The sequence below is a fragment of the Nonomuraea wenchangensis genome (assembly GCF_900111685.1).
Taxonomy (GTDB): domain Bacteria; phylum Actinomycetota; class Actinomycetes; order Streptosporangiales; family Streptosporangiaceae; genus Nonomuraea; species Nonomuraea wenchangensis.
The window spans coordinates 307,869-331,165 of sequence record NZ_FOHX01000002.1 but is presented as its reverse complement, the minus strand read 5'-3'; the positions used below and the strand labels follow the sequence as shown (position 1 = coordinate 331,165).

17 protein-coding genes are annotated in these 23,297 nt (G+C 69.9%); 10 read left to right on the top strand and 7 right to left on the bottom strand.

The window, feature by feature from the left end; all coding sequences use genetic code 11:
* Nucleotides 1-37 precede the first annotated feature (37 nt).
* The gene (locus BMW85_RS05585; protein WP_245774644.1) at nucleotides 38-1,258 is read right to left on the bottom strand and encodes an ROK family protein; all 1,221 of its coding nucleotides are present in this window, start codon (nucleotides 1,256-1,258) and stop codon (nucleotides 38-40) included.
* Between the two features lie 249 nt (nucleotides 1,259-1,507).
* Here BMW85_RS05585 and BMW85_RS05580 point away from each other — a divergent pair, with 249 nt between their 5' ends.
* The 4 genes from BMW85_RS05580 to BMW85_RS05565 are packed head-to-tail and all read left to right on the top strand — an operon-like array spanning nucleotide 1,508 to nucleotide 6,102.
* On the top strand, nucleotides 1,508-2,815 hold the full coding sequence (locus tag BMW85_RS05580) for an ABC transporter substrate-binding protein (RefSeq protein WP_091077746.1): 1,308 nt from the start codon (nucleotides 1,508-1,510) through the stop codon (nucleotides 2,813-2,815).
* Complete coding sequence (locus BMW85_RS05575; protein WP_245774643.1) at nucleotides 2,812-3,828, top strand: carbohydrate ABC transporter permease; 1,017 nt, start codon at nucleotides 2,812-2,814, stop codon at nucleotides 3,826-3,828. Before BMW85_RS05580 ends, BMW85_RS05575 begins: the two co-directional genes overlap by 4 nt.
* Complete coding sequence (locus BMW85_RS05570) at nucleotides 3,821-4,675, top strand: carbohydrate ABC transporter permease (RefSeq protein WP_091077742.1); 855 nt, start codon at nucleotides 3,821-3,823, stop codon at nucleotides 4,673-4,675. The genes BMW85_RS05575 and BMW85_RS05570 overlap by 8 nt, the downstream gene beginning before the upstream one ends.
* A gap of 29 nt (nucleotides 4,676-4,704) precedes the next feature.
* Nucleotides 4,705-6,102: a GH1 family beta-glucosidase gene (locus BMW85_RS05565; RefSeq protein ID WP_091077739.1), complete on the top strand. Its 1,398-nt coding sequence runs from the start codon at nucleotides 4,705-4,707 to the stop codon at nucleotides 6,100-6,102.
* A 13-nt stretch (nucleotides 6,103-6,115) separates the two neighbouring features.
* Here BMW85_RS05565 and rox read toward each other — a convergent pair whose 3' ends face one another.
* Nucleotides 6,116-7,543, bottom strand: coding sequence for a rifampin monooxygenase (gene rox / locus BMW85_RS05560; protein WP_091077737.1), 1,428 nt, complete (start codon nucleotides 7,541-7,543; stop codon nucleotides 6,116-6,118).
* A gap of 364 nt (nucleotides 7,544-7,907) precedes the next feature.
* Between rox and BMW85_RS05555 the strand changes: the two genes are divergently transcribed.
* Nucleotides 7,908-8,600, top strand: a complete 693-nt coding sequence (locus BMW85_RS05555; RefSeq protein ID WP_091077734.1) for a DUF998 domain-containing protein — start codon at nucleotides 7,908-7,910, stop codon at nucleotides 8,598-8,600.
* A gap of 69 nt (nucleotides 8,601-8,669) precedes the next feature.
* On the opposite strand, the gene BMW85_RS05550 is transcribed toward BMW85_RS05555, so the two are convergent.
* The 3 genes from BMW85_RS05550 to BMW85_RS05540 all read right to left on the bottom strand — a co-directional run bounded on the left by BMW85_RS05550 (nucleotide 8,670) and on the right by BMW85_RS05540 (nucleotide 13,983).
* Nucleotides 8,670-11,495, bottom strand: a complete 2,826-nt coding sequence (locus BMW85_RS05550) for a glycosyl hydrolase family 95 catalytic domain-containing protein (RefSeq protein ID WP_218155679.1) — start codon at nucleotides 11,493-11,495, stop codon at nucleotides 8,670-8,672.
* Between the two features lie 121 nt (nucleotides 11,496-11,616).
* Nucleotides 11,617-13,026, bottom strand: coding sequence for a lectin (locus BMW85_RS05545; RefSeq protein ID WP_245774642.1), 1,410 nt, complete (start codon nucleotides 13,024-13,026; stop codon nucleotides 11,617-11,619).
* A 267-nt stretch (nucleotides 13,027-13,293) separates the two neighbouring features.
* Nucleotides 13,294-13,983 carry a FadR/GntR family transcriptional regulator gene (locus tag BMW85_RS05540; protein WP_218155678.1) on the bottom strand — a complete coding sequence of 230 codons (690 nt, stop codon included), beginning with the start codon at nucleotides 13,981-13,983 and terminating at the stop codon, nucleotides 13,294-13,296.
* A gap of 238 nt (nucleotides 13,984-14,221) precedes the next feature.
* Here BMW85_RS05540 and BMW85_RS05535 point away from each other — a divergent pair, with 238 nt between their 5' ends.
* Genes BMW85_RS05535 through BMW85_RS05520 form a run of 4 tightly spaced genes read left to right on the top strand, consistent with a single transcriptional unit; the run spans nucleotide 14,222 to nucleotide 18,449 of the window.
* On the top strand, nucleotides 14,222-15,469 hold the full coding sequence (locus BMW85_RS05535; RefSeq protein WP_218155677.1) for an ABC transporter substrate-binding protein: 1,248 nt from the start codon (nucleotides 14,222-14,224) through the stop codon (nucleotides 15,467-15,469).
* 4 nt (nucleotides 15,470-15,473) lie between these two features.
* Complete coding sequence (locus BMW85_RS05530) at nucleotides 15,474-16,436, top strand: carbohydrate ABC transporter permease (RefSeq protein WP_218155676.1); 963 nt, start codon at nucleotides 15,474-15,476, stop codon at nucleotides 16,434-16,436.
* Entirely contained in the window at nucleotides 16,436-17,263 is an 828-nt protein-coding gene (locus tag BMW85_RS05525) for a carbohydrate ABC transporter permease (protein ID WP_091077720.1), read from the top strand. Before BMW85_RS05530 ends, BMW85_RS05525 begins: the two co-directional genes overlap by 1 nt.
* 1 nt (nucleotide 17,264) lies before the next feature.
* Nucleotides 17,265-18,449: a mandelate racemase/muconate lactonizing enzyme family protein gene (locus BMW85_RS05520; RefSeq protein ID WP_091077717.1), complete on the top strand. Its 1,185-nt coding sequence runs from the start codon at nucleotides 17,265-17,267 to the stop codon at nucleotides 18,447-18,449.
* Here the strand turns inward: BMW85_RS05520 and BMW85_RS05515 are convergent.
* Together BMW85_RS05515 and BMW85_RS05510 are read right to left on the bottom strand one after the other, a co-directional pair.
* Nucleotides 18,440-19,942, bottom strand: a complete 1,503-nt coding sequence (locus BMW85_RS05515; protein ID WP_091077714.1) for an arabinofuranosidase catalytic domain-containing protein — start codon at nucleotides 19,940-19,942, stop codon at nucleotides 18,440-18,442. The two genes, BMW85_RS05520 and BMW85_RS05515, sit on opposite strands and share 10 nt — an antisense overlap.
* Before the next feature lie 183 nt (nucleotides 19,943-20,125).
* On the bottom strand, nucleotides 20,126-20,863 hold the full coding sequence (locus BMW85_RS05510) for a FadR/GntR family transcriptional regulator (RefSeq protein WP_218155675.1): 738 nt from the start codon (nucleotides 20,861-20,863) through the stop codon (nucleotides 20,126-20,128).
* A gap of 331 nt (nucleotides 20,864-21,194) precedes the next feature.
* Between BMW85_RS05510 and BMW85_RS05505 the strand changes: the two genes are divergently transcribed.
* On the top strand, nucleotides 21,195-23,297 hold a 2,103-nt coding region (locus BMW85_RS05505), incomplete at its 3' end, for a right-handed parallel beta-helix repeat-containing protein (RefSeq protein ID WP_483869903.1).

Sequence of the window (23,297 nt, the reverse complement as noted above, 5' to 3'; positions counted from 1 at the left end):
GGGCCCGGCCGGTGCGGGGAACCGCACCGGCCGGGGCTCAGACCTGGGCGCCCGCCACCGCGCGCCACCCCGTCCGCTCGGGCACCAGGTCGGCCTCGGCCACGGGGGCGTCCCGGCGTCCGCCGCGGGCGAAGAACTCGGCCAGCGGCAGTGTCGCGGCGCCGACCGTGACGGCGTCGGGTCCGAGCCGTCCCGGCTCGATCACGACCTGCCCGGCCGGGTGGCGCAGCGCGTAGGCGGTCGCGTGGCCTCGCACGGCATCCAGCATGTAAGGGGCGAGCTGCAGCCCGGCCCAGCCGCCGAGCAGGATGCGCTCGGGGTTGTAGAGGTTGATCAGGTTGGCCAGGCCGGCGCCCAGGTACTCGGCGGTCTCGTCGAGGACCGCCACCGCCACGGGGTCAGGGGCGGCGCCGTCCTGGGGAAAGGCGGCGGCGATCATCGCGGTGACCGCCGACTCCTCGTCGGCGTCCGGGGGGAGCGCCCCACCGGCCTCGCGCCAGCGCTGGATCAGCGCCTCGGCCCCGGCGTACGCCTCCAGGCAGCCCCGCGAGCCGCAGCGGCAGCGCCGGCCGCGCACCTGGACCACGGTGTGTCCCCATTCGGCCGCGCTGCTGTGGGTCCCTCCCATGATCGTGCCACCGGTGACGACGCACGCGCCCACTCCGGACCCGAACAGGACGATGGCCGCGTCGCTGGCGCCCTGCCCGCCGCCGAACCACATCTCGGCCCGGCCGAGCGTCTTGGCGCCGTTCTCGATGAAGAGCCGGGCTCCGGGCGGAAGGGCGACCGACGTGCGCAGCAGGGACTCCAGGGGGACCGCGTCCCAGCCGATGGTCTGCCCGTGCACCACCGCGCCGTCGCCGGAGCCGCGCTCCACGATGCCGGGCACGCCGACGCCGACGCCGAGAAGCAGCTCGTCAGGAACGTCCGCGCGGGCGACGACGGCGGCCACGCCGTCGGCGATGTGCCGGACGACAGATGCCACGTCGTGGCCTCTGCCCTCCAGGGGACGCTCGTAGCGGGCGAGTTCGGTGAGGCCGAGGTCGAACAGTTCGACCCGCACCCGCGTCTCCCCGACGTCGACGCCGATCAGGCAGGCGCAGCCGGGACGGACGCGCAGCAGGTTCCGGGGGCGCCCGCCGTCGGAGTCGACCGTGCCGGCATCCTCCACCAGCCCTTCGCCCGCCAGCTCGGCCACGATGGTGCTGATCGAACCCGAGCTCAGCCCGGTGGCCGTGCCCAGCGCCTGACGGCTCATCGGGCCGTTGAAATACAACTGTTGCAGTACCGCTCCACGACTGTTTCTCCGCAGGTCGCGGACGGTCTGCCTACTGGGCTTGGCCATGCGGCTCCTCTCTGGGGGCAATCTACCGGTTCGCGCCCTTGACGGCCGCATCTCTCAGGTATTAACTCAAGCCCTGAATTAAGGTGTGAAGGTACTTCTCCGCAGGAGATCGTCCCAGACAGCACCCCCCATCCCAGGACTCCCTCGAAGGGACGACCCGTCATGCAGAAATTACGAGTCGCAGCAGCCGTCCTCGCTCTCGGCACCCTCGCCGCCTGCGGCAGCGGGAGCACCGGCGCCGGCGAGACCGGCAAGGGGACTCCGAAGACACTGACCTACTGGGCGTCCAACCAGGGCCCCAGCATCGAGGCGGACAAGGAGATCCTCACGCCCGAGCTGAAGAAGTTCGAGCAGCAGACCGGGATCAAGGTCGAGCTGGAGGTCGTCCCCTGGGCCGACCTGCTCAACCGCATCCTGGCCGCCACCACGTCCGGCCGGGGGCCCGACGTGCTCAACATCGGCAACACCTGGTCCACCTCCCTCCAGGCCACCGGCGCCCTGCTGCCCTGGGACGCGGCCGCCTTCGGCAAGATCGGCGGCAAGGACCGCTTCGTGGACTCCGCCCTCGCCTCGGCCGGCGCGGAGGGACAGGACCCGGCCGCGGTCCCGCTGTACTCCATGGCGTACGCGCTCTACTACCACAAGAAGGCGTTCGCGGACGCGGGCATCGACAAGCCGCCGGCCACCTGGGACGAGCTGGTCGCCGCCGGCAAGAAGCTCTCCACCGGCGGCAAGTGGGGCCTCGGGGTCGAGGGCTCGAACCTGTCCAACAACATCCACCAGGTCTTCGTCCTCGCCAAGCAGCACGGCGCCGACTTCTTCGACGCCTCGGGCAAGCCTGCATTCACCTCCGACGGCGCCGTCGCCGCCGTGAAGCAGTACATCGACTTCATGGCCACCGACAAGATCGTCGCCCCGGGCAACGCGGAATACGCCCAGAACCAGTCACTGCAGGACTTCGCCAAGGGCGACACCGCCATGATCCTCTGGCAGACCGCCGCCACCACCCTCGAGTCCCACGGCATGAAGCCGGAGGAATGGGGCGTCGCCCCGGTCCCCGTGCCCTCCGGCGCCCCCGGCACCGGCCAGAACATCAACTCCATGGTCGCCGGCATCAACCTGGCCGTCTTCAAGAACAGCGACAACCTTGACGGCGCCCTGCAGTTCGTGAAGTTCATGACCGGCGACGAGGAGCAGAAGATCCTCAACAAGACCTACGGCTCCATCCCGCCGGTCAAGACCGCCCAGCAGGACGCGGCCTTCAACACCCCCGACCTCGCCGTCCTGCGCGACACGCTCGCCACGAGCGCCGCCGCGCTCCCGAGAGTTCCGGAGGAGTCGCAGTTCGAGACCGCGGTCGGCACCGCCGTCAAGGAGCTGTTCGCCGACGCGGCCCAAGGGCGTGAGATCACCACCGAGCTGGTCAAGGAGCGCCTGACCAAGGCTCAGCAGCAGATGCCGACGAAGTGAGCCGTCGCGACATGGCCACCGCCACCCAGGATCCGACCCTGCCGGGCCGCCGCACCGCGCGGCCCGGCGGGGCAGGCAGCCGGCGGACACGCCGCCGGAGCCCGCGCCTGCGCCGGGCCAGCCTGCCCTACCTGCTGCTGCTCCCCGCCGCGCTGCTGGAGCTCCTCGTGCACCTGGTGCCGATGCTCACCGGCATCCTGGCGAGCTTCAAGGAGCTCACCCAGTTCTACATCCGGGACTGGAGCGCCGCGCCCTGGCGCGGACTGGAGAACTACCGCGTCTCGGTCGACCTCGACGCCCCCGTGGGCCAGGACCTGCTCAACTCCTTCTTCGTCACCTGCGTCTTCAGCGTCCTGGCGGTCGGCATGTGCTGGCTCCTCGGGACCGCCGCCGCGATCTTCATGCAGGAGAACTTCCGAGGCCGCGGCCTGCTGCGGGCCGTCTTCCTCACCCCGTACGCGCTGCCCGTCTACGCCGCGGCCATCACCTGGGCGTTCATGTTCCAGCGGGACAACGGCATGGTCAACCACGTCCTCGTCGACCAGCTCGGCCTGCTCGACGAGCGCCCCTTCTGGCTGCTGGGCGACAACAGCTTCGTCGCGCTCGCCGTCGTGGCCATCTGGAAGACCTGGCCGTTCGCGTTCCTCATCGTCATGGCGGCTCTGCAGAACATCCCCAAGGAGCTGTACGAGGCCGCCGCGATCGACGGAGCCGGCATCTGGCAGCAGATCCGCAAGATCACCATGCCGTCCCTGCACCCGATCAACCGGGTCCTCGTCCTGGTGCTGTTCCTGTGGACGTTCAACGACTTCAACACGCCGTACATCCTGTTCGGCGACTCCGCGCCGGCGCCCGCGAACCTGATCTCCATCCACATCTACCAGTCCTCGTTCGTCACCTGGAACTTCGGCACCGGATCGGCCATGTCGGTCCTGCTGCTCCTGTTCCTCCTCGTGGTGACGGCCGGGTACCTCCTGGTCACCTCGCGCGGAAGGAAGACCGCCGATGTCTAGCGCGCCGACCGCGCCTCCGCGGTCCTTCCTGTGGGCACGGGCCGTGTTCCTGACCCTGCTGTCCGGGTTCGTGCTCGTGCCGGTGTTCGTCATGGTCAGCAGCTCGCTCAAGCCGCTGCAGGACGTCTCGGGCCGCTTCCGCTGGCTGCCCAGCGGCCTGACGATCAGGCCGTACTTCGACATCTGGGACACGGTCCCGCTCGCCCGCTACTTCGCGAACTCCGTCGTCGTGGCGGGGGTCGCGACCGTCCTCTCGGTGATCATCGCCATCTTCGCGGCGTACGCGGTCAGCCGCTACGACTTCCCCGGCAAGCGGGTCTTCACCGTCACCGTGCTGTCCACCCAGATGTTCCCGGGCATCCTGTTCCTGCTGCCGCTGTTCCTGATCTACGTCAACATCGGCAACGCGACCGGAATCGCCCTGTACGGCTCGCGCGGCGGCCTCATCCTCACCTACCTGACCTTCTCCCTGCCGTTCTCGATCTGGATGCTGATCGGATACTTCGCCTCGATCCCGCGGGCCCTGGACGAAGCCGCGGCCGTCGACGGCTGCGGGCCCGTCGCCACGCTGTTCCGCATCGTCATCCCCGCCGCGATCCCCGGCATCGTCGCCGTCGCCGTCTACGCCTTCATGACCGCCTGGGGAGAGGTGCTGTTCGCCTCGATCATGACCGACGACACCACCCGCACGCTCTCCGTCGGCCTGCAGGGCTACGCCACGCAGAACGACGTCTACTGGAACCAGGTCATGGCCGCGTCACTGACCGTCAGCGTGCCGATCGTCGCCGGATTCCTGCTCCTGCAGCGTTACCTCGTCGCCGGCCTCACCGCCGGAGCCGTCAAGTGACGCCCGCGCCGCCTCTCGGAAGGACCTCTGTGACCCACCCCATCGACCTCGCCGCCCTGCCCCGGGACTTCGCCTGGGGCGTGGCCACCTCGGCCTACCAGATCGAGGGAGCCGTGGCGGAGGACGGCCGATCCCCGTCGATCTGGGACACCTTCTCCCACACCCCCGGCACGATCGACAACGGCGACACCGGCGACGTCGCCTGCGACCACTATCACCGCTGGCCCGAGGATCTCGCCCTGATGAAGGAGCTCGGCGTCACCTCCTACCGGTTCTCGCTCGCCTGGCCGCGGATCGTCCCCGGCGGCGACGGCGCCGTCAACCGGCGGGGCCTCGACTTCTACTCCCGCCTCGTCGACGCCCTGCTGGACGCCGGCATCACCCCGAACGCCACCATCTACCACTGGGACCTGCCGCAGACCCTCCAGGACCGCGGCGGCTGGCCCGTGCGCGAGACCGCCGAGCACTTCGCCGCCTACGCGGCGGTCGTCGCGGACGCACTCGGCGACCGGGTGCGGCAGTGGGCCACGCTCAACGAGCCGCTCTGCTCGGCCTGGATCGGCCACCTCGAAGGCAGGATGGCTCCCGGCGTCACCGACATCACCGCCGCCGTCCGCGCCTCCTACCACCTGTTGCTGGGCCACGGCCTCGCCACCCAGGCGGTGCGCGCCGCCGCGCCCGGCGCGCAGATCGGCATCGTCAACAACCTCTCCACCGTCGGACCCGCCACCGGCTCCGACGCCGACCTGGCCGCCGCCCGCCGCATGGACGGCCACACCAACCGCTGGTGGCTCGACCCTGTGCACGGCCGGGGCTTCCCCGCCGACCTGCGTGAGACGTACGGCGTGGACCTCCCCGAACGTCCGGGCGACCTGGCCACGATCGCGCAGCCGCTGGACTGGCTGGGCCTGAACTACTACTTCCCCATGACGGTCGCCGACGACCCCGGCGGCCCGCCCCCCTTCGCCCGCCAGGTCCCGAGGCCGGGCGCGCCCCGCACCGGCATGGACTGGGAGGTCGACGCCGGTGGCCTGGAGAGCCTGATCATGCGCCTGACCACCGAGTACGGCGCCCGCCGGATCCTCGTCACCGAGAACGGCTCCGCCTATCCCGACACCGTCGGCCCCACCGGCGTCGCCGACCCGGAACGCATCCGCTACCTGGAGGACCACCTGGCCGCCTGCGCCCGCGCCGCCCGCCGGGGCGCCCCGCTCGCCGGTTACTACGCCTGGTCGCTGCTGGACAACTTCGAATGGGCCTACGGCTACGACAAGCGCTTCGGCCTCGTCCACGTCGACTACGCCACCCAGCGCCGTACGGTCAAGAGCAGCGGCCGCCGCTACGCGGAGGTCATCCGCGACCACCGCCTCGCCTCCGCCGTACTCAGGGAGCATGAGCGCCTGGAACGGGCGGCGCGCCGTCCATGACCGGTGATCCCGGTCACCTGGAGGGAGCGCCGAACCAGCGTGGCAGCACGCCGGCCAGCTCCGCCTGGTCCTCGCCGGCCCACGCCACGTGGCCGTCGGGGCGCAGCAGCACGGCGGGGACGTCCAGCTCGGCGCCGGGATCGACGACGTGGTCCACGCGGTCCGCCCAGCCCTCGGCCGAGAGCCGGCCGGTCCGGTCGAGCAGGAGGCCACGGCCGGAGCGCGTCAGCTCGTAGAGGCGGCCGCGCTTCAGCCGGACGTCCCTCAACCGCCGCCCCACCAGCTCGGAACCACCGCCGAGGTCGTAGCGGACACCGATGGCGGTGACCTGCTCGATGAGGTACGTGGTCACCTCGTCGAACTCCATCAGCCGTGCCAGCAGCCGCCCCACCGACCGGGGTCCCGGCTCGGCGGACATCAGGTGCATGCGCACCCGCGTGTCGTCCAGCACGGCGGCGGCCACCGGGCGGCGTTCGGCTTCGTAGGTGCCCAGCAGCTCGCCGGGCGCCCAGCCCGCGACCTCGGCGGCCAGTTTCCACCCGAGGTTGAACGCGTCCTGAATGCCGAGGTTGAGCCCTTGCCCGCCGGCCGGCGGATGGATGTGGGCCGCGTCGCCTGCCAGGAGCACCCGGCCGTCGCGGTAGCGTTCGGCCAGTCGGGCGGCGTCGCCGAAGCGGGACAGCCAGCGAGGCGCCCGCACGCCGAAGTCCGTGCCCGCGACCGCCCTGAGCCCCTGCCGGAACTCCTCCAGCGTCGGCGGCACGGCACGGTCCTCGGCCACGCCCAGGGCGGGCACGATCACCCGGTACATCCCGTCGCCCAGCGGCAGCAGTCCGAAGCGCGGCTGGGTCTCGCGGATCCGCGCGACGGCGGCGGCGATCGCCTCGGGATCCTCGTCCGCCCTCATCTCGCCGAGCAGTGTGTCCAGTCTGCTCGGCTCGCCGGGAAAGCCGACGCCGAGCAGCTTGCGCACCGTGCTGCGCCCGCCGTCGCAGCCCGCGAGGTAGCGGGAGCGCAGCCGCGTGCCGTCGCTCAGTTCGGCGGTCACGCCGTGCTCGTCCTGGCTGAGGCCGGTCAGCTCGGCGCCCCGCCTGATCTCCGCGCCCAGCCCGGCGGCGTGCTCGGCCAGCAGTCGCTCGGTGACGGTCTGCGGGATGGCGAGGAGGTAGCCGTGCGCGGTGTCCAGCCCGGCGGGCGCGGGCCGGTCGGCCCCCGCGAGGGAGGCGCGCAGCGGGTGCCGCCGGCCGTGCGCGAGGAAACGCTCCAGCAGGCCGCGCTGGTCCATCACCTCGATGCTGCGCACGTGCAGGCCCTGAGCCTTGGCGTACGGGGCCGGCTCGGCGTCCTTCTCCAGCACGAGCACCTGCGCGCCGTGCAGCCGCAGCTCGGCCGCCAGCATCAGGCCGGTGGGCCCGCCACCGGCGATGACCACGTCGAACATGTACTGCCCCCCTGTGTTGTACGACTTCCGGTCCGGCAGTCTGCGGCATGACCCGGGCCTTGCCGCAAGTCCCGCCGCGGAGCACGTCCACTTCATCAGCATTGACTTATATAAGCCGATACTGAAATTATGGGCCCGCGCACGCGTACGACGTGCTCGGCGGCGCTGTAGGCACCCCAAGGAGGTCGGCATCCTGCTGGAACATCTTCGCCAGTTCTGGAGCCGGCGCCTGGACGCGCTGGGCGCCGAACTCGCACGTGCCCGGCGCGAGCGCCACCACCCGCCTGACGAGACGCCGTCCCCGGAGGGACGCACCTCGCCGACCGGATCACCGCCCCCCAGCGGGCACCAAAGGAGCAGACCGATGAGGAAGAACCTCACCGCCACAGCGGCCGGCGGCACGACACGGAGGCTGCTGATGTGCGGCGTCGTCGCCGGCCCCCTCTACATCATCGCGGTCCTGCTGCAGATACTCACCAGGGACGGGTTCGACATCAGCCGCTACCCGGCCAGCATGCTGAGCAACGGCGACCAAGGGTGGATCCAGATCGCCAACTTCGCGGTCAGCGGCCTGCTGTTCGTGGCGGGAGCCGTCGGCCTGCACCGGGCTCGCGGTCCGGCGGGCTGGGACGGCACATGGGGGCCGCGGCTGGTCGGCGTCTTCGGCGCCGGGATGATCGCCGCCGCCTGCTTCTCCGCCGACCCCGCCGACGGCTTCCCGCCGGGGACGCCCGTCGGCCCGCCCACGAGCATGAGCACGCAGGGGATGCTGCACTTCCTCGTCTCCGGGGTCGCCTTTCTCGCGCTGATCGCCGCGTGTTTCGTGTTCGGCCGGCGGTTCGCGGCGGCCGGCCGTCGCGGCTGGGCCGCCCTCAGCATGGTGACCGGCGCGCTCTTCGTGGCAGGCTGGATCTCGATCTTCGTGGTGCAGGGCTCCAGGGTGGCCAATGTCGCCTTCGCCCTCGCCATCGCGCTCGCCCTGGCGTGGGCGTCGCTCGTGGCGGCGTACCGGCTGTCCTCGACCCGGCGCGACGGCATCGCCCTGACCGTGGTCTGACCGGGCGGCTTCGCCGCGACCGGGGGCCGGTTGCGGCGAAGCGCGTGAAGGTCTGCGAGCGTCGTCGGGTCACACGCCCGTGATGGTCCACTGGTTGTTGGTGCTGTTGTTCGGCGTCCACATGGCCACGGTGGAGCCGGAGGTGCCGTTGCCCATGCCGTCGAGGGCCGTGCCGGTGCCGCGGTTGATGATCTGGTAGCGGTCGTTGCCCGTGCTGTTGAGTCGCCACTGCTGGTTGTTGCCGCCGTCCCACGCGGCCTGCCGGGCGTTGGCTCCGTTGGCGGTGTTGCCCCAGCTGTCGGCGACCATGCCGTTGGTGCGGTTGACGATGCGGTACCACCCGCCGCCCAGGGCGACGAGCTGCCACTGCAGGTTGGTGCTGCCGTCCCAGTTCCACTGCTTGAGGTTCGACCCGGAGGCGACGTTGCCGCCGCTGTCCAGCGCCAGGCCGGTGGTCGCGTTCGTGATCCGCACGTAGGTCGTGGGCGGGGGGCCGGCGGATCCGGTCATACGGTACGTACGGCCGGCCTGGCCGCTCAGTCTGATGACGTCGTTCTCGGGTTTGGTGACGCTGACGGCATCGCCGGTCGCGGCGTCGACCACCTGATAGGTCCCGGTGAAGATCCGGCCGCGCACGTTGACCGTGCCGTCACGGTCGAACCTGATGAGGAACTCGGTGTTCCCGCCGGAGCTCCAGGTCGCGTCCACGGTGTAGCCGCCGCGCCCGCGAAGACCCTGCACCTTCCCGCTCGGCCAGGCCGCCGGGAGCGCCGGCAGCACGTGGAGCTCGCCGTTGTGGCTCTGCAGCAGCATCTCGGCGATGCCGGACGTCGCGCCGAAGTTGCCGTCGATCTGGAACGGCGGGTGCAAATCGAACATGTTGGGCGCGAGCCGGGCGGTCGTCACGAGGGCGCGGATCAGGTCGTGCGCCCGCGTGCCCTCCTCCATCCGCGCCCAGTAGTTGATCTTCCACGCCAGCGACCAGCCCGTGCCGTCGTCGCCGCGCAGTTCGAGGGTCCGCCGCGCGGCGGTGTACAGCGCGGGGGTGCCGCGCTTGGTGATCTGGTTGCTGGGGTGCAGGCCGTAGAGGTGGGAGATGTGCCGGTGGTTCTGCTCGGTCTCGACCCAGTCGTACAGCCACTCCTGGATGTTGCCGCGTGAGCCGACCCGCATCGGGGGGAGCCGGTCGCGGGCGGCCAGGACCTGCGTACGGAAGCCGGCGTCGGTGCCCAGGAGTTCGCTCGCCCTGGCGCAGCCGTTGAACAGGTCCCGCAGGATCTGGTTGTCCATCGTGGGTCCGGCGCAGATGCTGACGCCCGAGTGGTGGGTCAGTTCGGGGGAGTTCGACGGGTTCGTGACCAGGTATTTGAGGGTCGGTTCCTCCACGAGAGTCTCCAGGAAGAACTGCGCGGCCCCCTTCATGGCCGGGTAGTACTGCCGGAGGAAGTCGAGATCGCCGGTGAAGAGGTAGTGGTCCCAGATCATGGTGGCCAGCCAGGCGCCGCCGGTCTGCCACATGCCCCAGGTAGCGCCGTCGACGACCGAGCTGCCCCGCCAGCCGTCGGTGTTGTGGTGGGTCACCCAGCCGCCGGCGTTGTACTGCACCCGCGCCGTGCGGGCGCCGCTGACCGTGAGATCGTTGACCATCCTGAACACCGGCTCGTAGCACTCCGACAGGTTGGTCGTGTCGGCCGGCCAGTAGTTCATGGGCAGGTTGGCGTTGAGTGTGTACTTCGAGTCCCAGGACGGGGTCAGCGAGTCGTTCCAGATGCCCTGCAGGTTGGCGGGCTGGGTGCCCGGCCGCGAGGAGGAGATCAGCAGGTAACGGCCGTACTGGAACAGCAGCGCCGCGAACTGCGGGTCGTTGCTGCCGGCGTGCTGCGCGATCCGTACGTCGGTCGGCTGGTCGGCCGCCGCGGTACGGCCGAGGTCGAGCGTCGTGCGCCCGAACAGCCGCTGGTAGTCGGCGACGTGCCGGCCGCGCAGGTCGTCGTAGGTCCGGGTGACGGCGGCGTCGAGATGGCGCCGGGCGATGCCCTGATAGTCGCCGCCGACATCCTTGTAGTTCACGTAGCCGGAGCCGATGGAGATCAGCACCGTCACGCTGTTGGCGGACCTCACCTGCAAGGTGCCGCCCGAGCTGCTGACGCTGCCGCCTTCGGCGACGGCCCGGGCCAGCGCCAGGAATTTGACCTTGCCGGCCAGGCCCCTCTGGTCGCCGGAGATGCCGTCGAGCGCCACCGTCGTGCCGTCCGGGCTGGACCGCGTCGTCCGCTGCGGGCTGCCGAACGTCGCGGAGAACGTGATCGAGCCGGGCTTGTCGGCGGTCAGGCGGATGGCGATCACCTGATCAGGCGCGCTCGCCAGCACCTCGCGCCGGTACCGTACGCCGTTCTGCAGGTAGGTCACCGTCGTGGTGGCCGTGCTCAGGTCCAGGATGCGGTTGTACTCCGAGACCCCGGTGGCGCTGCCGAAGGTCAGTCGCAGGTCGCCGACGGGCTGGTAGGCCAGCTGCGCCGAAGGGTTGCCCAGCATGTTCTGGTCGACGAGGGTCTGGGCCTGGCTCCACTGGTTCTGGAAGACCAGTTGCCGGATCTGCCCCAGCGCCGCCGCGCCCTTCGTGTTGCTCTGGTCGTACGGGCCGCCGGCCCAGATGGTGTCCTCGTTGAGCTGCAGCCGCTCGGTGTCGACGTTGCCGAACACCATGGCGCCCAGGCGGCCGTTCCCGATCGGCAGCGCGCGCAGCCACTCCGTGCCGGCGCTTTCGTCGTACCACAGGGCCAGGTCGTTCGCGGCCCTCACCTCCGCGGGCGCCACCGAAGAGGCCCGGGCCACGGCCGTCCACTGCAGGGGCAACAGCGCGGCGCCGGCTCCGGTCACGCCGAATCTCAGCACTTGTCTACGCGATACATCGGCCATTTCGCTTCTCCAAGCCCATGGGGGTGGACGTGCCTGGGTGTTGGTGGCCGTCGCCGGGGCGATCGACTCGTCCCCGGCGACGACGCGTGGTCAGATGTCAGGCGCGGGCCCACTTCTGGTTGGTGGCGCCGGTGCAGGTCCAGATCTGCACCTTGGTGCCGTTGGCGGTGCCGTATCCGGACACGTCCAGGCACTTGTTCGCGCCCACCGCCGTGATGGTGCCGTCGGTGTTGAGGCGCCATTTCTGGTTGTTCTGACCGTTGCAGTCCCAGATGATCACGCTGGTGCCGTCGGCGGTGCCGGCGCCGTTGACGTCGAGGCACTTGCCGCCGTAGACCCGCAGCTCACCGGAGCTGGTGGAGGTCCACTGCTGGTTGGACTGGCCGTTGCAGTCCCAGATCTGCGCCTGCGCGCCGTTGGCCTGCGAGGCTCCGTTGACGTCCAGGCACCGGCCCGACGCCGCACCCTTGAGCGCGCCTGACGTCGGCGGACTGACCGTGGCGGTCGGTGTCGGGTTCGGGTCGCCGCCTCCGAACTGCGTGAAGAAGTTCCACACCACCGGCCTGGTCCAGGAGTTCTCGCCGGGCTCGAAGTCACCGGGCTTCCCGTCCACGGGACCGGGGGTGTGGCCGGCGTCGAACGCCGCCCATGCGACCGGATAGCCCGCCCGGCATCCCGAGTAGTTGGTGACGACGTGCGTCAGGCTGCCCTGCGCCGGCTCCGGCGGGTTCTGTGCGGTGCAGCCGTTGTTCCTGACGAACCTGTCACGCAGCGAGCGGCCCGCGGAGATGTTGAGCACCGGATCCCTGAGGCCGTGCAGCCCGATGTACGCGATGGGCTCGTTGCCGCCGCTGCACCCGCTGAGCTGGCCGCCGGAGTAGACCGCCACGGCGCGGAAGACCGTCGCCCTGGCGCACGCGAGCGCGTAGCTCATGCCGCCGCCGTAGCTGAAGCCCATGGCGAAGCGCTGGGAGGTGTCCACACAGAGGTCGGCCTCGATCCGCCGGATCATGTCGTCGACGAAGGTGACGTCCTCACCGCCCGAGTTGGCCCAGCCGTTGTTGAAGCCCTGAGGCGCGACGAAGATGGCGGTGTTGTTCGACAATGCCCTGAGCCCGTAATAGGACCAGGGGTATCCGCTGGTTCCGCCGCCGTCGACATCGTTGGCGGTGCCGCCATTCCAGTGGAATCCGAAAATCAGCCTGTACTGGGTGTTGTTGTTGTAGTTATCCGGAATTCTCAGGATAAAGTTACGGTTTTTCCCGCTGGTCGTGATCGACTGCGAACCGCTTCTCAGCGTCGGGGTCCTGCCGCATCCCGCGGTGCCCGCGAGGGCGCTCTGTTGCGCGGGGCGCGGGGGCGCGCTGTCGCCCAGGGCCGCGTGCACCGTGGCCAGGACGACGAGCAGTACAGCGGACGCGATAGCGGTGAAGAGGTATCTGAGCCTCGACATCACGCGAATTCCTTTGCCGTTCTCGGGGGGTGAAACACGCAGAAGGAAAGCCATTTCCACCGCCTTTGTTAGCGCTAACTCAACGCCGACTCAAGGGGATCTCCTTTCTTTCCTGAGGCTGGAGGCGATGGTGCAGCGGAGCAAATATGACCGTGACAAGACCTGTCAAGACTCGGCCTCCGCGACGTCGAGAACCCGCGCCTGAGACGACCCCGTCGCTGCGGCGCCTGACCAGGAGAAGCGGCCGCGGCCACCGCTGACGGGCCGCGGTGAAACTTTCACAGTCCGCGATCGAATCGGTTCCGAGGGCGCGGACGGGCGCTAACGCCGCAGCCGTACGGGGTCGGCCGGGCCGCTGCGGCGCACGATCCAGGCCTCGGTGATGTGATTGAACATCGCCTCGGCGGCGCCCGCGGGATCGTGGGCGGCGATGCGCTCGTAGATGCGGCGGTGGCCGAGGTTCGACGCCACGCAGAGCGCCCGCTCGGTCCGGCCGAGGTAGCGGGCGGTGCTGAGGACCTGGCTCTCCAGCGCCCGTACGACGCCACGGGCGATGCGGTTCCCCGACGCCTGCATGATCGTGTCGTGGAAGGCGCGGTCGCTCTCGGCGTACGTCATCGGGTCGTCCACGAGCTCGTCCATCCGGTCCACCAGCGCCCGCAGCTGCTCCACGGTCTCCGGCCCGGCCACGCGGGCGGTGACGTTGGCCATGTCGGACTCCAGCACGCGCCGGGTGACGACGAGGTCGTCGAGAATCGCCAGGCTCTCCTCCGCGGCGATGGTCGCGGCGAGAACGAGCTCGTCGAGCATGTCCCACATCGACGGCGGGGTCACCATGGTGCCGGCGCCCTGGCGGACCTGCACCAGCCCCTTCTCCTGCAGGATCTTCACCGCCTCCCGCACGACGGTGCGGCTCACGGAGAAGGCTTCGCAGAGCGCGGGCTCGGGGGGCAGCGAGGTGCCCGGCGGGTGCACCCCGCGAACGATGCGCTCCACCAGCTCGGCTGTCACCGCTCTGGCGAGACTGGCGGGTCGTCGTACCCAGGCCGGTTGCGCCGGGACGCCGCCAGGCGCTTCCTGCGATGCCGTCATTGATCCCTCCGGTGGCCTGGCACGTGGCGGCGCCACCGCGTCAGTATACGACAGTCCCTATTGACGTTATACGTCATACGAATTATGTTTGCGCCTGGTCCAGCGGTCCTTGGGAAAGCGGGCAGCGATGAAGCAGCGAGCATTATGGTCGGCCTTGATGGTCATGGCGCTGGTCTCGGCCGGTTGCGGGAGCGCGGCCAGGCCCCAGTCACCATCCGGGGACTCGGCGCAGGAGCAGCAGAAGCTCTTGGTCTGGGACTGGAAGTCCGGTGAGCCGGCCGCGGCCGACTACATCGAGAAGGCCAAGGCCGACTTCGCCAAGCGGCATCCCGGGCTCACCGTCGAGTTCGTCGCCCAGCCGTTCGACCAGTACTACACCCTGCTCGGCACGGCGATCCAGGCCGGCAAGGGGCCCGACGTCATGCTCTTCAACGGGGGAGGGCAGATCCGCGACCGGGTCGACGCGCTCCTCCCGCTGGACCAGTACGTGGCCGAGGACAAGAGCCGGCTGGCGGGCTGGGACGCCTTCAGCAAGGACGGCAAGACCTACGCCGCGCCGGTGACCCTGCAGGGGCACCCGATCTACTACAACAAGGCGCTCTACGAGAAGGCCGGCCTCGACCCGGCCGACCCGCCCAAGACCTGGGACGAGTTCGTGAGCGGCTGCGCCGCAGTCAAGAAGGCGACCGGGGCCACCTGCTTCGCGCTCGGCAACAAGGAAGGCGCCGGAATCCAGTTCTTCCTGTCGGGCCTCGGGTCCGGCGTCCTGACGCCCCAGGAGTACGACGACTGGATCGCCGGGAAGCGCGACTGGACCTCTCCGCACGTGCGGCGGATCTTCGAGCTGTGGAAGGAGGCCGGCGACAAGGGGCTGAACAACGACGGCGCCAACTCCACCGCGATGTTCACCGACATCTTCCGGGTCTTCGAGACCGGTAAGGCCGCGCACATCATCGGGCTGATGTCGGACGTCGGGCACTGGAAGGACTTCGGGGAGTTCCTGCCGCCCGACAAGATCGGCGTCATGCAGGCCCCGGTCGTTACCGATGGAGCCACCCCGAGCCTTCCGTACGACGGCGGCATCGGCTACGCGGTCGCCAAGTGGACGAAGGACCCCGCGCTGGCCGCCGACCTGGTGCGCTCCCTGACCTCGACCGACGCCCTGACGGCGTTCTACGCGAAGGCCGGCGCGATCGCGTCCGACACGACGATCGACTTCGCGCAGGCCGGCCCGGCCGTCGCCGCGATCGCGTCCGAGATCAAGACCGGCAGACCCGCGCTGCACGTGGCGCTGTCCTCCAAGACCCTGGATCTGATGGGCAGACTGTCCCAGCAGCTCCTGAGCGGTTCGACCACCGTGGACAAGGTCGTGGAGCAGCTGGCCGCCTCCGACCGGGCGAGCTGACCGCGTGCCGATCGAAAGCCCGTCGCGGTTGGTCCGCCCGGCCGGCTCCGGGCGGGCCGGCGCGGCGACCGTCACGCACCGGGGACGCCGCCGGGACGCCCGTCGGGGGCGGGCGGAGCGCATCGCCCCCTACGTCCTGGTGGCCCCGGCCGTACTGATCATCGTGGGGCTGCGGCTGTGGCCGCTGGTCCTCGGGGTCAACTTCTCCTTCACCGGTGACGGCGAGCTCAACGGAACCCCGGTCGGCCTGAGCAACTACCTGGAGCTGGCCGGCGACCCGTTGTTCCGCACCTCGCTGCGCAACGTCGGGCTGCTGGTGCTGCTGCTTCCCGTGGCGGTGGCGATCCCGGGTCTGCTCGCGACCTTCATCTATCTGCGCGTGCCGGGTCACCGGGTCTACCGCAGCGTCTACTTCTTCCCTGCCGTGCTCTCGCCGGTGATCGTCGGCGCGATCTTCAACCTCCTGCTCGGGTACGACGGCCCGTTGAACGCCCTCCTCGGGACGGTCGGCGTCGGCCCCGTCGACTGGCTCGGCGATCCGGGCGTCGCCATGTTCACGGTCGTCGGCGTGCACATCTGGGCGACGTTCGGGATGGCCCTGGTGGTGTTCCTCGCCGGGTTCAGCACCCTGGACGCCTCGCTGCTGGACGCCGCCCGCGTGGACGGCGCGTCGCTCCGCCGGACGATCTGGCACGTGATCATCCCGAGCCTGACCCGCACCATCCAGTTCGTCTTCGTGACCACGATGATCGGGATGCTGACGTCCATGTTCGGCCTGCTCTTCGTCATGACCAACGGCGGTCCGGAGGGATCGACCTACCTGCCGGAGTTCTACATCTGGCACCAGCAGGGACAGATGAACCAGCCGGCGCTCGCCTCGGCCGCCTCGACGGTTCTCTTCGTCGTCATGCTCGTGGTGGGGCTCCTGCAGATCACCCTGCTCCGCCGCTCGGGGAGGCAGGACTGATGGCCGGCAGGCGTTTGGTCAGGTGGGTGGCCGCCGTCCCGATGGCGCTCCTCGCGCTGGCGACGATCTATCCTCTCGTGTTCACCGGCAACGTCGCGATGAAGACCCGCCGCGACTACATCCTCGACCGGTTCTCCCCGGCGGGCTCCCTGAGCTGGGACAACCTCGCCGAGGCGTGGGCCGGCGCCGGAATGGCGCGCTACTTCGTCAACTCGTTCGTCGTCGTGGCGTTCGCCGTGGCCCTGCTGCTGCTGTTGGGGTCGATGGCGGGGTTCGCGCTGAGTCAGCTGCGGTTCCGCGGCTCTTCGATGGTCTTCCTGGGCTGTCTCGCGGGACTGTTCGTGCCGTTCCAGGTGATCATGGTGCCGCTCACCAGGATCATGGCCGACCTCGGGCTCATCGACACCTATCCGGGACTGATCCTGGCCTACGTCGCGCAGTTCCTGCCCTTCACCGTCTTCCTGATGACCAGCCACTACCGGACCATCCCCGCGGAGATCGTGGACGCGGCCAGGATCGACGGGAACACGGTGTACGGCGTGTACCGGCGGATCATGCTTCCGCTGGGCGTTCCCGCGCTGCTGTCGGTCGGCATCCTCGACGCCCTGTTCTGCTGGAACGACGTGCTCATCTCCCTGCTCATGATGCCGTCGCCCGAGCATCGCACCCTCATGATCGGGGTCAACGCGCTGCGCGGACAGTATTCCGACGACGTCCCCGGCTTCGCCTCGGGAGTGCTGATCGCCGCCGTACCCGTACTGATGATCTATCTGTTCCTCCAGCGCCAGATCGCCGACGGCGTCACGGCCGGTTCCACGAAGGGCTGACATGCGGATCACGGGGTATCGGACCGCGACGACGGTCCAGGAATGGGGCCGTCCCGTCGGCGACGCCAACGGCGTCTTCGCCGACGGAGTCGTCTCGGTGCCGCTCGTCATGGTGGACACCGACGAGGGGATCACCGGCATCGGCCTCGGGCCGCACGTGGAGATCGACGCCGTTTTCGCCGCGATCGAGGGCGAGGACCCGCGCGGCGTGACGGCGCTCTACGACCGCATGCTGCGGCGGACCTTCAAGGCCGGCCACGTCGGCGCCGTGTTCGGCACGATCGGCGCACTCGACACCGCCCTGTGGGACATCAAGGCCCAGGCGGCCGGCGAGCCGCTCTGGCGGCTGCTCGGCGGACGCGACCGGCGGGTGCCCGCCTACGCCTCAGGCATCGACATCGGCCTGACCGACGACGAGCTCGTCTCGGTCTACCAGGTCTACGCCGAGCGCGGTCTGCGCGCGGCCAAGATCAAGGGCGGCCTCGACATCGAACGTGACCGGCACCGCCTGACCCTGGTGAGGGACGTCCTGACCGAGGCCGGGCACGGCTCGCGGCCGGGCCTGATGCTCGACGTGAACGAGGTCTGGACCCGCAAGCAGGCGGTCCGGCACGTCTGCGAGCTCGAACGCAGCCTCGATCTCACATGGATCGAGGAGCCGGTCCGCCGGTGGGACGCCGAAGGGCTGGCCGTGGTCGGTCGCGGGATCCGCGCCTCCGTCGCCACGGGGGAGAACCTCACCGGACTCGAGCAGTTCCGCCCGCTGCTGGCCGCGGGGGCCGTCGACATCGTCCAGACGGCCGTGGTCTGGGGGGTGACCCACTTCCTCCGGGTGTCCGCGCTGGCGCACGCCCACGACCTGCCGGTCAGCCCGATCGGGAACGTGCCGGTCGCGCTGCTGCACGCCGCGACGTCGGTGCCGAACCACCTGGCCAGCGAGTTGCAGGACCTGCACCCGCCGGTCGGGCTCTCGCTCGACCTGCAGGTCGAGGACGGCGCGTTCGTCCTCGGGGACTCGCCGGGCCTCGGCATCACGATCGACGAGTACGCGATCAACGCCTACACCCGCCGGCCGGATGCCAGGGCCGCGGACGGCCCCCACATCCGGCCGGAGCACGCCGGGCGACAGCTGCTGGCGGTCACGGACGGCTTCGATCAGACCTGGCGTCAGGTGCCTCAGCGGTAGCCGGCGGCGATGATGTCGGCCTGGACGGCGTTCTCTGTGGCGTCGGTGGGATAGCCGGCGACCATGGCTCCCTCGTAGAAGGTCCCGGCGCTGAGGTTGGCGCCGCCGTCGGGCTTGCAGCAGTCGCCGCCGCTGCCCAGGATGATGGCCCCTTGCTTCTTCATCGGGCTGTAGCCGTTGGGGAGCGGCCCGTCGTAGAGGGTGTAGAGGCTGCCGGACTGCGCGTTGCTGCCCTTGATGGCGAACCGGCTGGTGCCGTTGTTCTTCAGCGTGGCGGTGACGAACTTGTGGGGGAAGGCCCGCTGGTTGGTGTTCCAGGACTGGCTGCCGCCGGGGTAGAGCCCCCATTCGAGGTCGGCCTGGACCCAGGGGCCGCTGCCCTGGCAGCCGCCGAACCAGCACTGGACGCTGAAGTTGATGGCGTCCATGGCGCCGGCGGCGTCGGCCTTCCTGGTCGTCTCGCTGTTGCCGTAGTCGAAGCAGCAGCCGCCGTTGACGTGGGTGCCGCTGGTGACCATGTACATGCCCTCGGGCGCGCTGCCGGTGGGCACGCCGGTCAGGTGGCCGTCCCGCCAGTAGCTGTTGCCGGGGTTGATGTAGAGCGAGTACGCCTTGCCGCCGCCGACGGTGAGCGACTCGGTGGTCGCGACCGCGGGCCTGCTCTGAGGGGAGCCGGGGACCACGCTGGAACCCTGGTACCACAGGTCGTTGCCCCGACCGGACTGGTCGTACACGACGGTGATGACGCACGTGGTGCCGGCGCAGAACGAGTCCTGGGCCGCCGCGTTGGCGACACCGCCCGCGGTCAGCACGCCGATGTTCCTGGTCGTGCTGTCGGAGGAGCGCCTGACCTGGTAGAGGTTGCCGTTGTACGAGCCGTAGAGCGCCCGCGTCGTGCTGTGCGCGGCCACGCACGGCGTGCCGCCGGAGGCGTAGATGTCGCACGCGCGCGCGCCGGGCGGCGGCGGGGTCGTCGTCGGAGTGGACCCGGCGCCGGTGGTCCACTTCTGGTTGGCGCCGCCGTGGCACGCCCAGATCTGCACTTTGGCACCGTTGGCGGTGCCGTTCCCTGACACGTCCAGGCACTTGTTCGCGCCGACCGCAGTGATGGTGCCGTCGGTGTTGAGGCGCCATTTCTGGTTGTTCTGGCCGTTGCAGTCCCAGATGATCACGCTGGTGCCGTCGGCGGTGCCGGCGCCGTTGACGTCCAGGCACTTGTTGCCGTAGACCCGCAGCTCGGTCGCGGCCGTTGAGGTCCACTGCTGGTTGGGCTGGCCGTTGCAGTCCCAGATCTGCGCCAACGCGCCGTTGGCCTGCGAGGCTCCGTTGACGTCCAGGCACCGGCCCGACCCCACGCCCACCAGCGGCGTGGTCGCCGCCGAGGCCGGCGCCGACCAGGTCAGTACGGTGGCCAGGAGGGTCGCCAGCGCCGCCACCACAGCCGCGACGACGGCCGCCCGGGAGCCTGGCAAGGGAACGGATGAAGGCTGCATGTCGTACTCCTTGGAGGCAGGGTCAGACGGAGACAGCCGCGGTGTCCGGCGAAGCACATATGACGGGCGGACCGGCTGTCAAGGCTCGGTCCTGTCCGGCGGCCTGCCGCAGGCGCGCTCATCGGTGACGCTGGTGGCCGGGCTCCATGAAACGTTCATCCGTCGCCGGTGCGGACGGCCGGATCACTGGGACGAGAAGAGGCGCTGCTGGATCTCTCTGCGGTAGTCGTCGAGGGTGTTGTCGATGTGCGTGGCCGCGGCCTGGGCGGCCGCTTCCGGGTCGCCGGCGTGGATGGCGCGGTAGATGGCGTCGTGCTCCTCGACGGCCTTGGCGGCGTGCCCGCCCACCGAGCCGCTCAGCCCGATGAGGTTGGACTGCGCCTGCAGCCTGCGGGCCTCTCGCACCGCCACCTGGAGGAACATGTTGTGCGAGGCCGTGGCGATGGCGGCGTGAAAGGCGTTGTCGCCCTTGACGAACAGGTCTTCCTGCCCGGTCTCGAAGCCGTGGCGGCACACACCGGCCGCCTCCTCGATGGCCCTCAGCTCGGCGGGGGTGGCGCGGCGGGCGGCCAGCCTGCTGGTCTCCATCTCCTGCGCCCGGCGGAATTCGAACAGCATGTAGACGTGGTCGAGGTCGGTCGGGAGGAAGAAGGAGGCCCAGCGCCCGGTGCCGAACATCCCCTCGCCGTCGGCCACGTACAGGCCGCGGCCCTTCTGGGCGCGCACCCGGCCGAGCGCGGAGAGGATCTTCACCGCCTCGCGCACCACGGTGCGGCTGGTGCCCAGTTGCCGGGCCAGCTCGTTCTCGGTCGGCATGCGGTCGCCGGGACGCAGGCCGAGCCGGACGATCAGTTCGAGTACCTGCTCGGCCGCCACCTCGTAGCCCGGCCGGTATCCGCTCTCGTGGGGGGTGTCGGTCACTGTGCTTCCTCCTCGCCGTTCCTGCAAAGTATGGCTGATGAGGTCGCCCTCCCAGGCTCGGAGGCCGGGCCGATGAGTAGGACACATATGAACGGTTCATGCGAGGCCGATCGGCGCCGGCGGACGCGGTGCGGGAATTCACGCTGGTCAATAGCCCGAATCGGCTAACCAGGGCAAGATGCACGGTGTGCAAAGAGTGAAATAAGCGGGCTTAAGGTCTTGACGGGTTTCGAGACTCACAACGTAATGGGAGGCGAAGGCCCTCGGAAGGGCGTCACCTGCCTGAGCAGAGCGTGACCCGGCCACACCCGCACCCCCCGAAGGAACCACTGTGCAGTCAGCTTCGCCCGTCACGGCGCTGAGACCGTTCCTCATCGGCATCGTCGCGGCGCTGGCCGCGACGTTCGCCCTCGTCGCCCCCGCCACCCCGGCCCTCGCGGCCACCACGACCCTCTACGCCTCACCCACCGGCACCGGCACCGCCTGCACGTCCGCCCAGCCGTGCTCGTTGTCCGCGGCGCAGACGGCGGTACGTTCGCAGAACGGCGCCATGTCCGGGGACATCGTCGTCGAACTGGCCGACGGGGTGTACCGGCTCTCGGCGCCGCTCCGGCTGACCGCCGCCGATTCCGGGAACAACGGCTACACCGTCAAATGGCAGGCCGCCGCAGGCGCGCACCCCGCCATCAGCGGAGCCAAAGCGGTCACCGGATGGACCGTGGCCGACTCCGGGAAGAACATCTGGCGCGCCAACGTCGGCACCGGCATCGACACCCGGCAGCTGTACGTCAACGGCGCCGTCGCCACCCGGGCGCGCACGACCGTGAACCGGTCCGACTTCACCGCCACCACCACCGGTCTGAGGTTCGGCAACAGCGCCCTGAGCTACCTGAACAACCTCGCCGACCAGAGCCGGGTCCAGATGGAGAGCGTGGGTTCGTTCACGGACCGCTACGTGACGGTGCAGAGCATCAGCGGGAACTTCATCACGATGCAGCAGCCCGGCTGGAACAACAACACCTTCGGCTACGACACCTTCACGCAGCCGCACCGGGCGGGCCCGCTGTACCTGGAGAACGCCTACGAGTTCCTGGACGCGCCGGGAGAGTGGTACATCAACCCCGGCACCGGCGTCCTCTACTACATCCCGGCCGCCGGGCAGAACATGAGCAACGTCAACGTCGAGCTGCCGGTTCTCCAGTCCCTGGTGAACGTCGGAGGCACCTACGACGCACCCGCGCACCACATCACGTTCAGCGGGATCACGTTCACCGGCACGACCTGGCTCGGAGCCAGCGGCAACCAGGGCTACGCCGACCAGCAGACCGGCGCCTACATCGCGGGCACCTGGAGCTGGCCCGCCGACAGGCTGACCTCCTGCCAGGAGGGCTGCCAGCAGTTCGAGGCCGCCCGGCCGCACTGGCAGCAGATGCCGGCGGCCGTGCAGGTGTCCGCGGCCAACAACGTCACCTTCACCGACTCCCGGTTCGTCAACCTCGGTCAGACCGCCGTGGGCATCGGCAACGACGCCAACGCGCACGCCAGCGGCGTCGGCCTGGGCGCCGGCGACATCACGGTCACCCGATCCGAGATCGCCCAGAGCTCGGCCGGCGGCGTCGTGGTCGGCGGCGTGCGCGCCGACGCGCACCACCCCAGCGACCAGCGGATGGTCAACCGGAACATCACCGTCAGCAACAACCGCATCCACGACCTCGGCCTGGACTACCGGGGCATCGTCTCGGTCCTGACCACCTACGTCACCAACACCGACGTCTCGCACAACGAGGTCTACAACCTGCCGTACACCGGCATGTCGATCGGGTACGGCTGGGGCGCCAACGAGCCGGGCGGCAGCAACCAGTACGCCAACCGCGGCCTCTACAACTACCAGCCGCGCTACACCACTCCCACCACCGCGTCCGGCAACAAGCTCATCGGCAACTACGTGCACGACGTCATGCAGCAGATGACCGACGGCGGCTGCATCTACACGCTGTCGTGGAACCCGAACGCGGTGATCAGCGGCAACCACTGCCTGCGCACCAACGGCTGGTTCGGGATCTACTTCGACGAGGGCTCCAAGTACTACACCGTCACCGGCAACGTGCTCTCGAACACCGGGACCTGGGCCACCGCCAACTACTGGGGCGGCGAGAACATGGGGAACTTCACCGTCACCGGCAACTGGTCGACCAACGGCAGCACCAACGTGACCAACGGCGACCGCGGCAACGTGGTGAACAACAACGTCACCGTCACCAACGGCGCCTGGCCCGCGGGAGCCCAGGCCGTGATGGCGTCCGCCGGCCCCGGTGGCCAGCCGTCGGGGAACACGGGGGCGCTCAAGGGCGTGGGGTCGGGCCGGTGCCTGGACGTCAACGGCGCCTCGCAGGCCAACGGCGCGTTGGCGCAGATCTGGGACTGCAACGGCCAG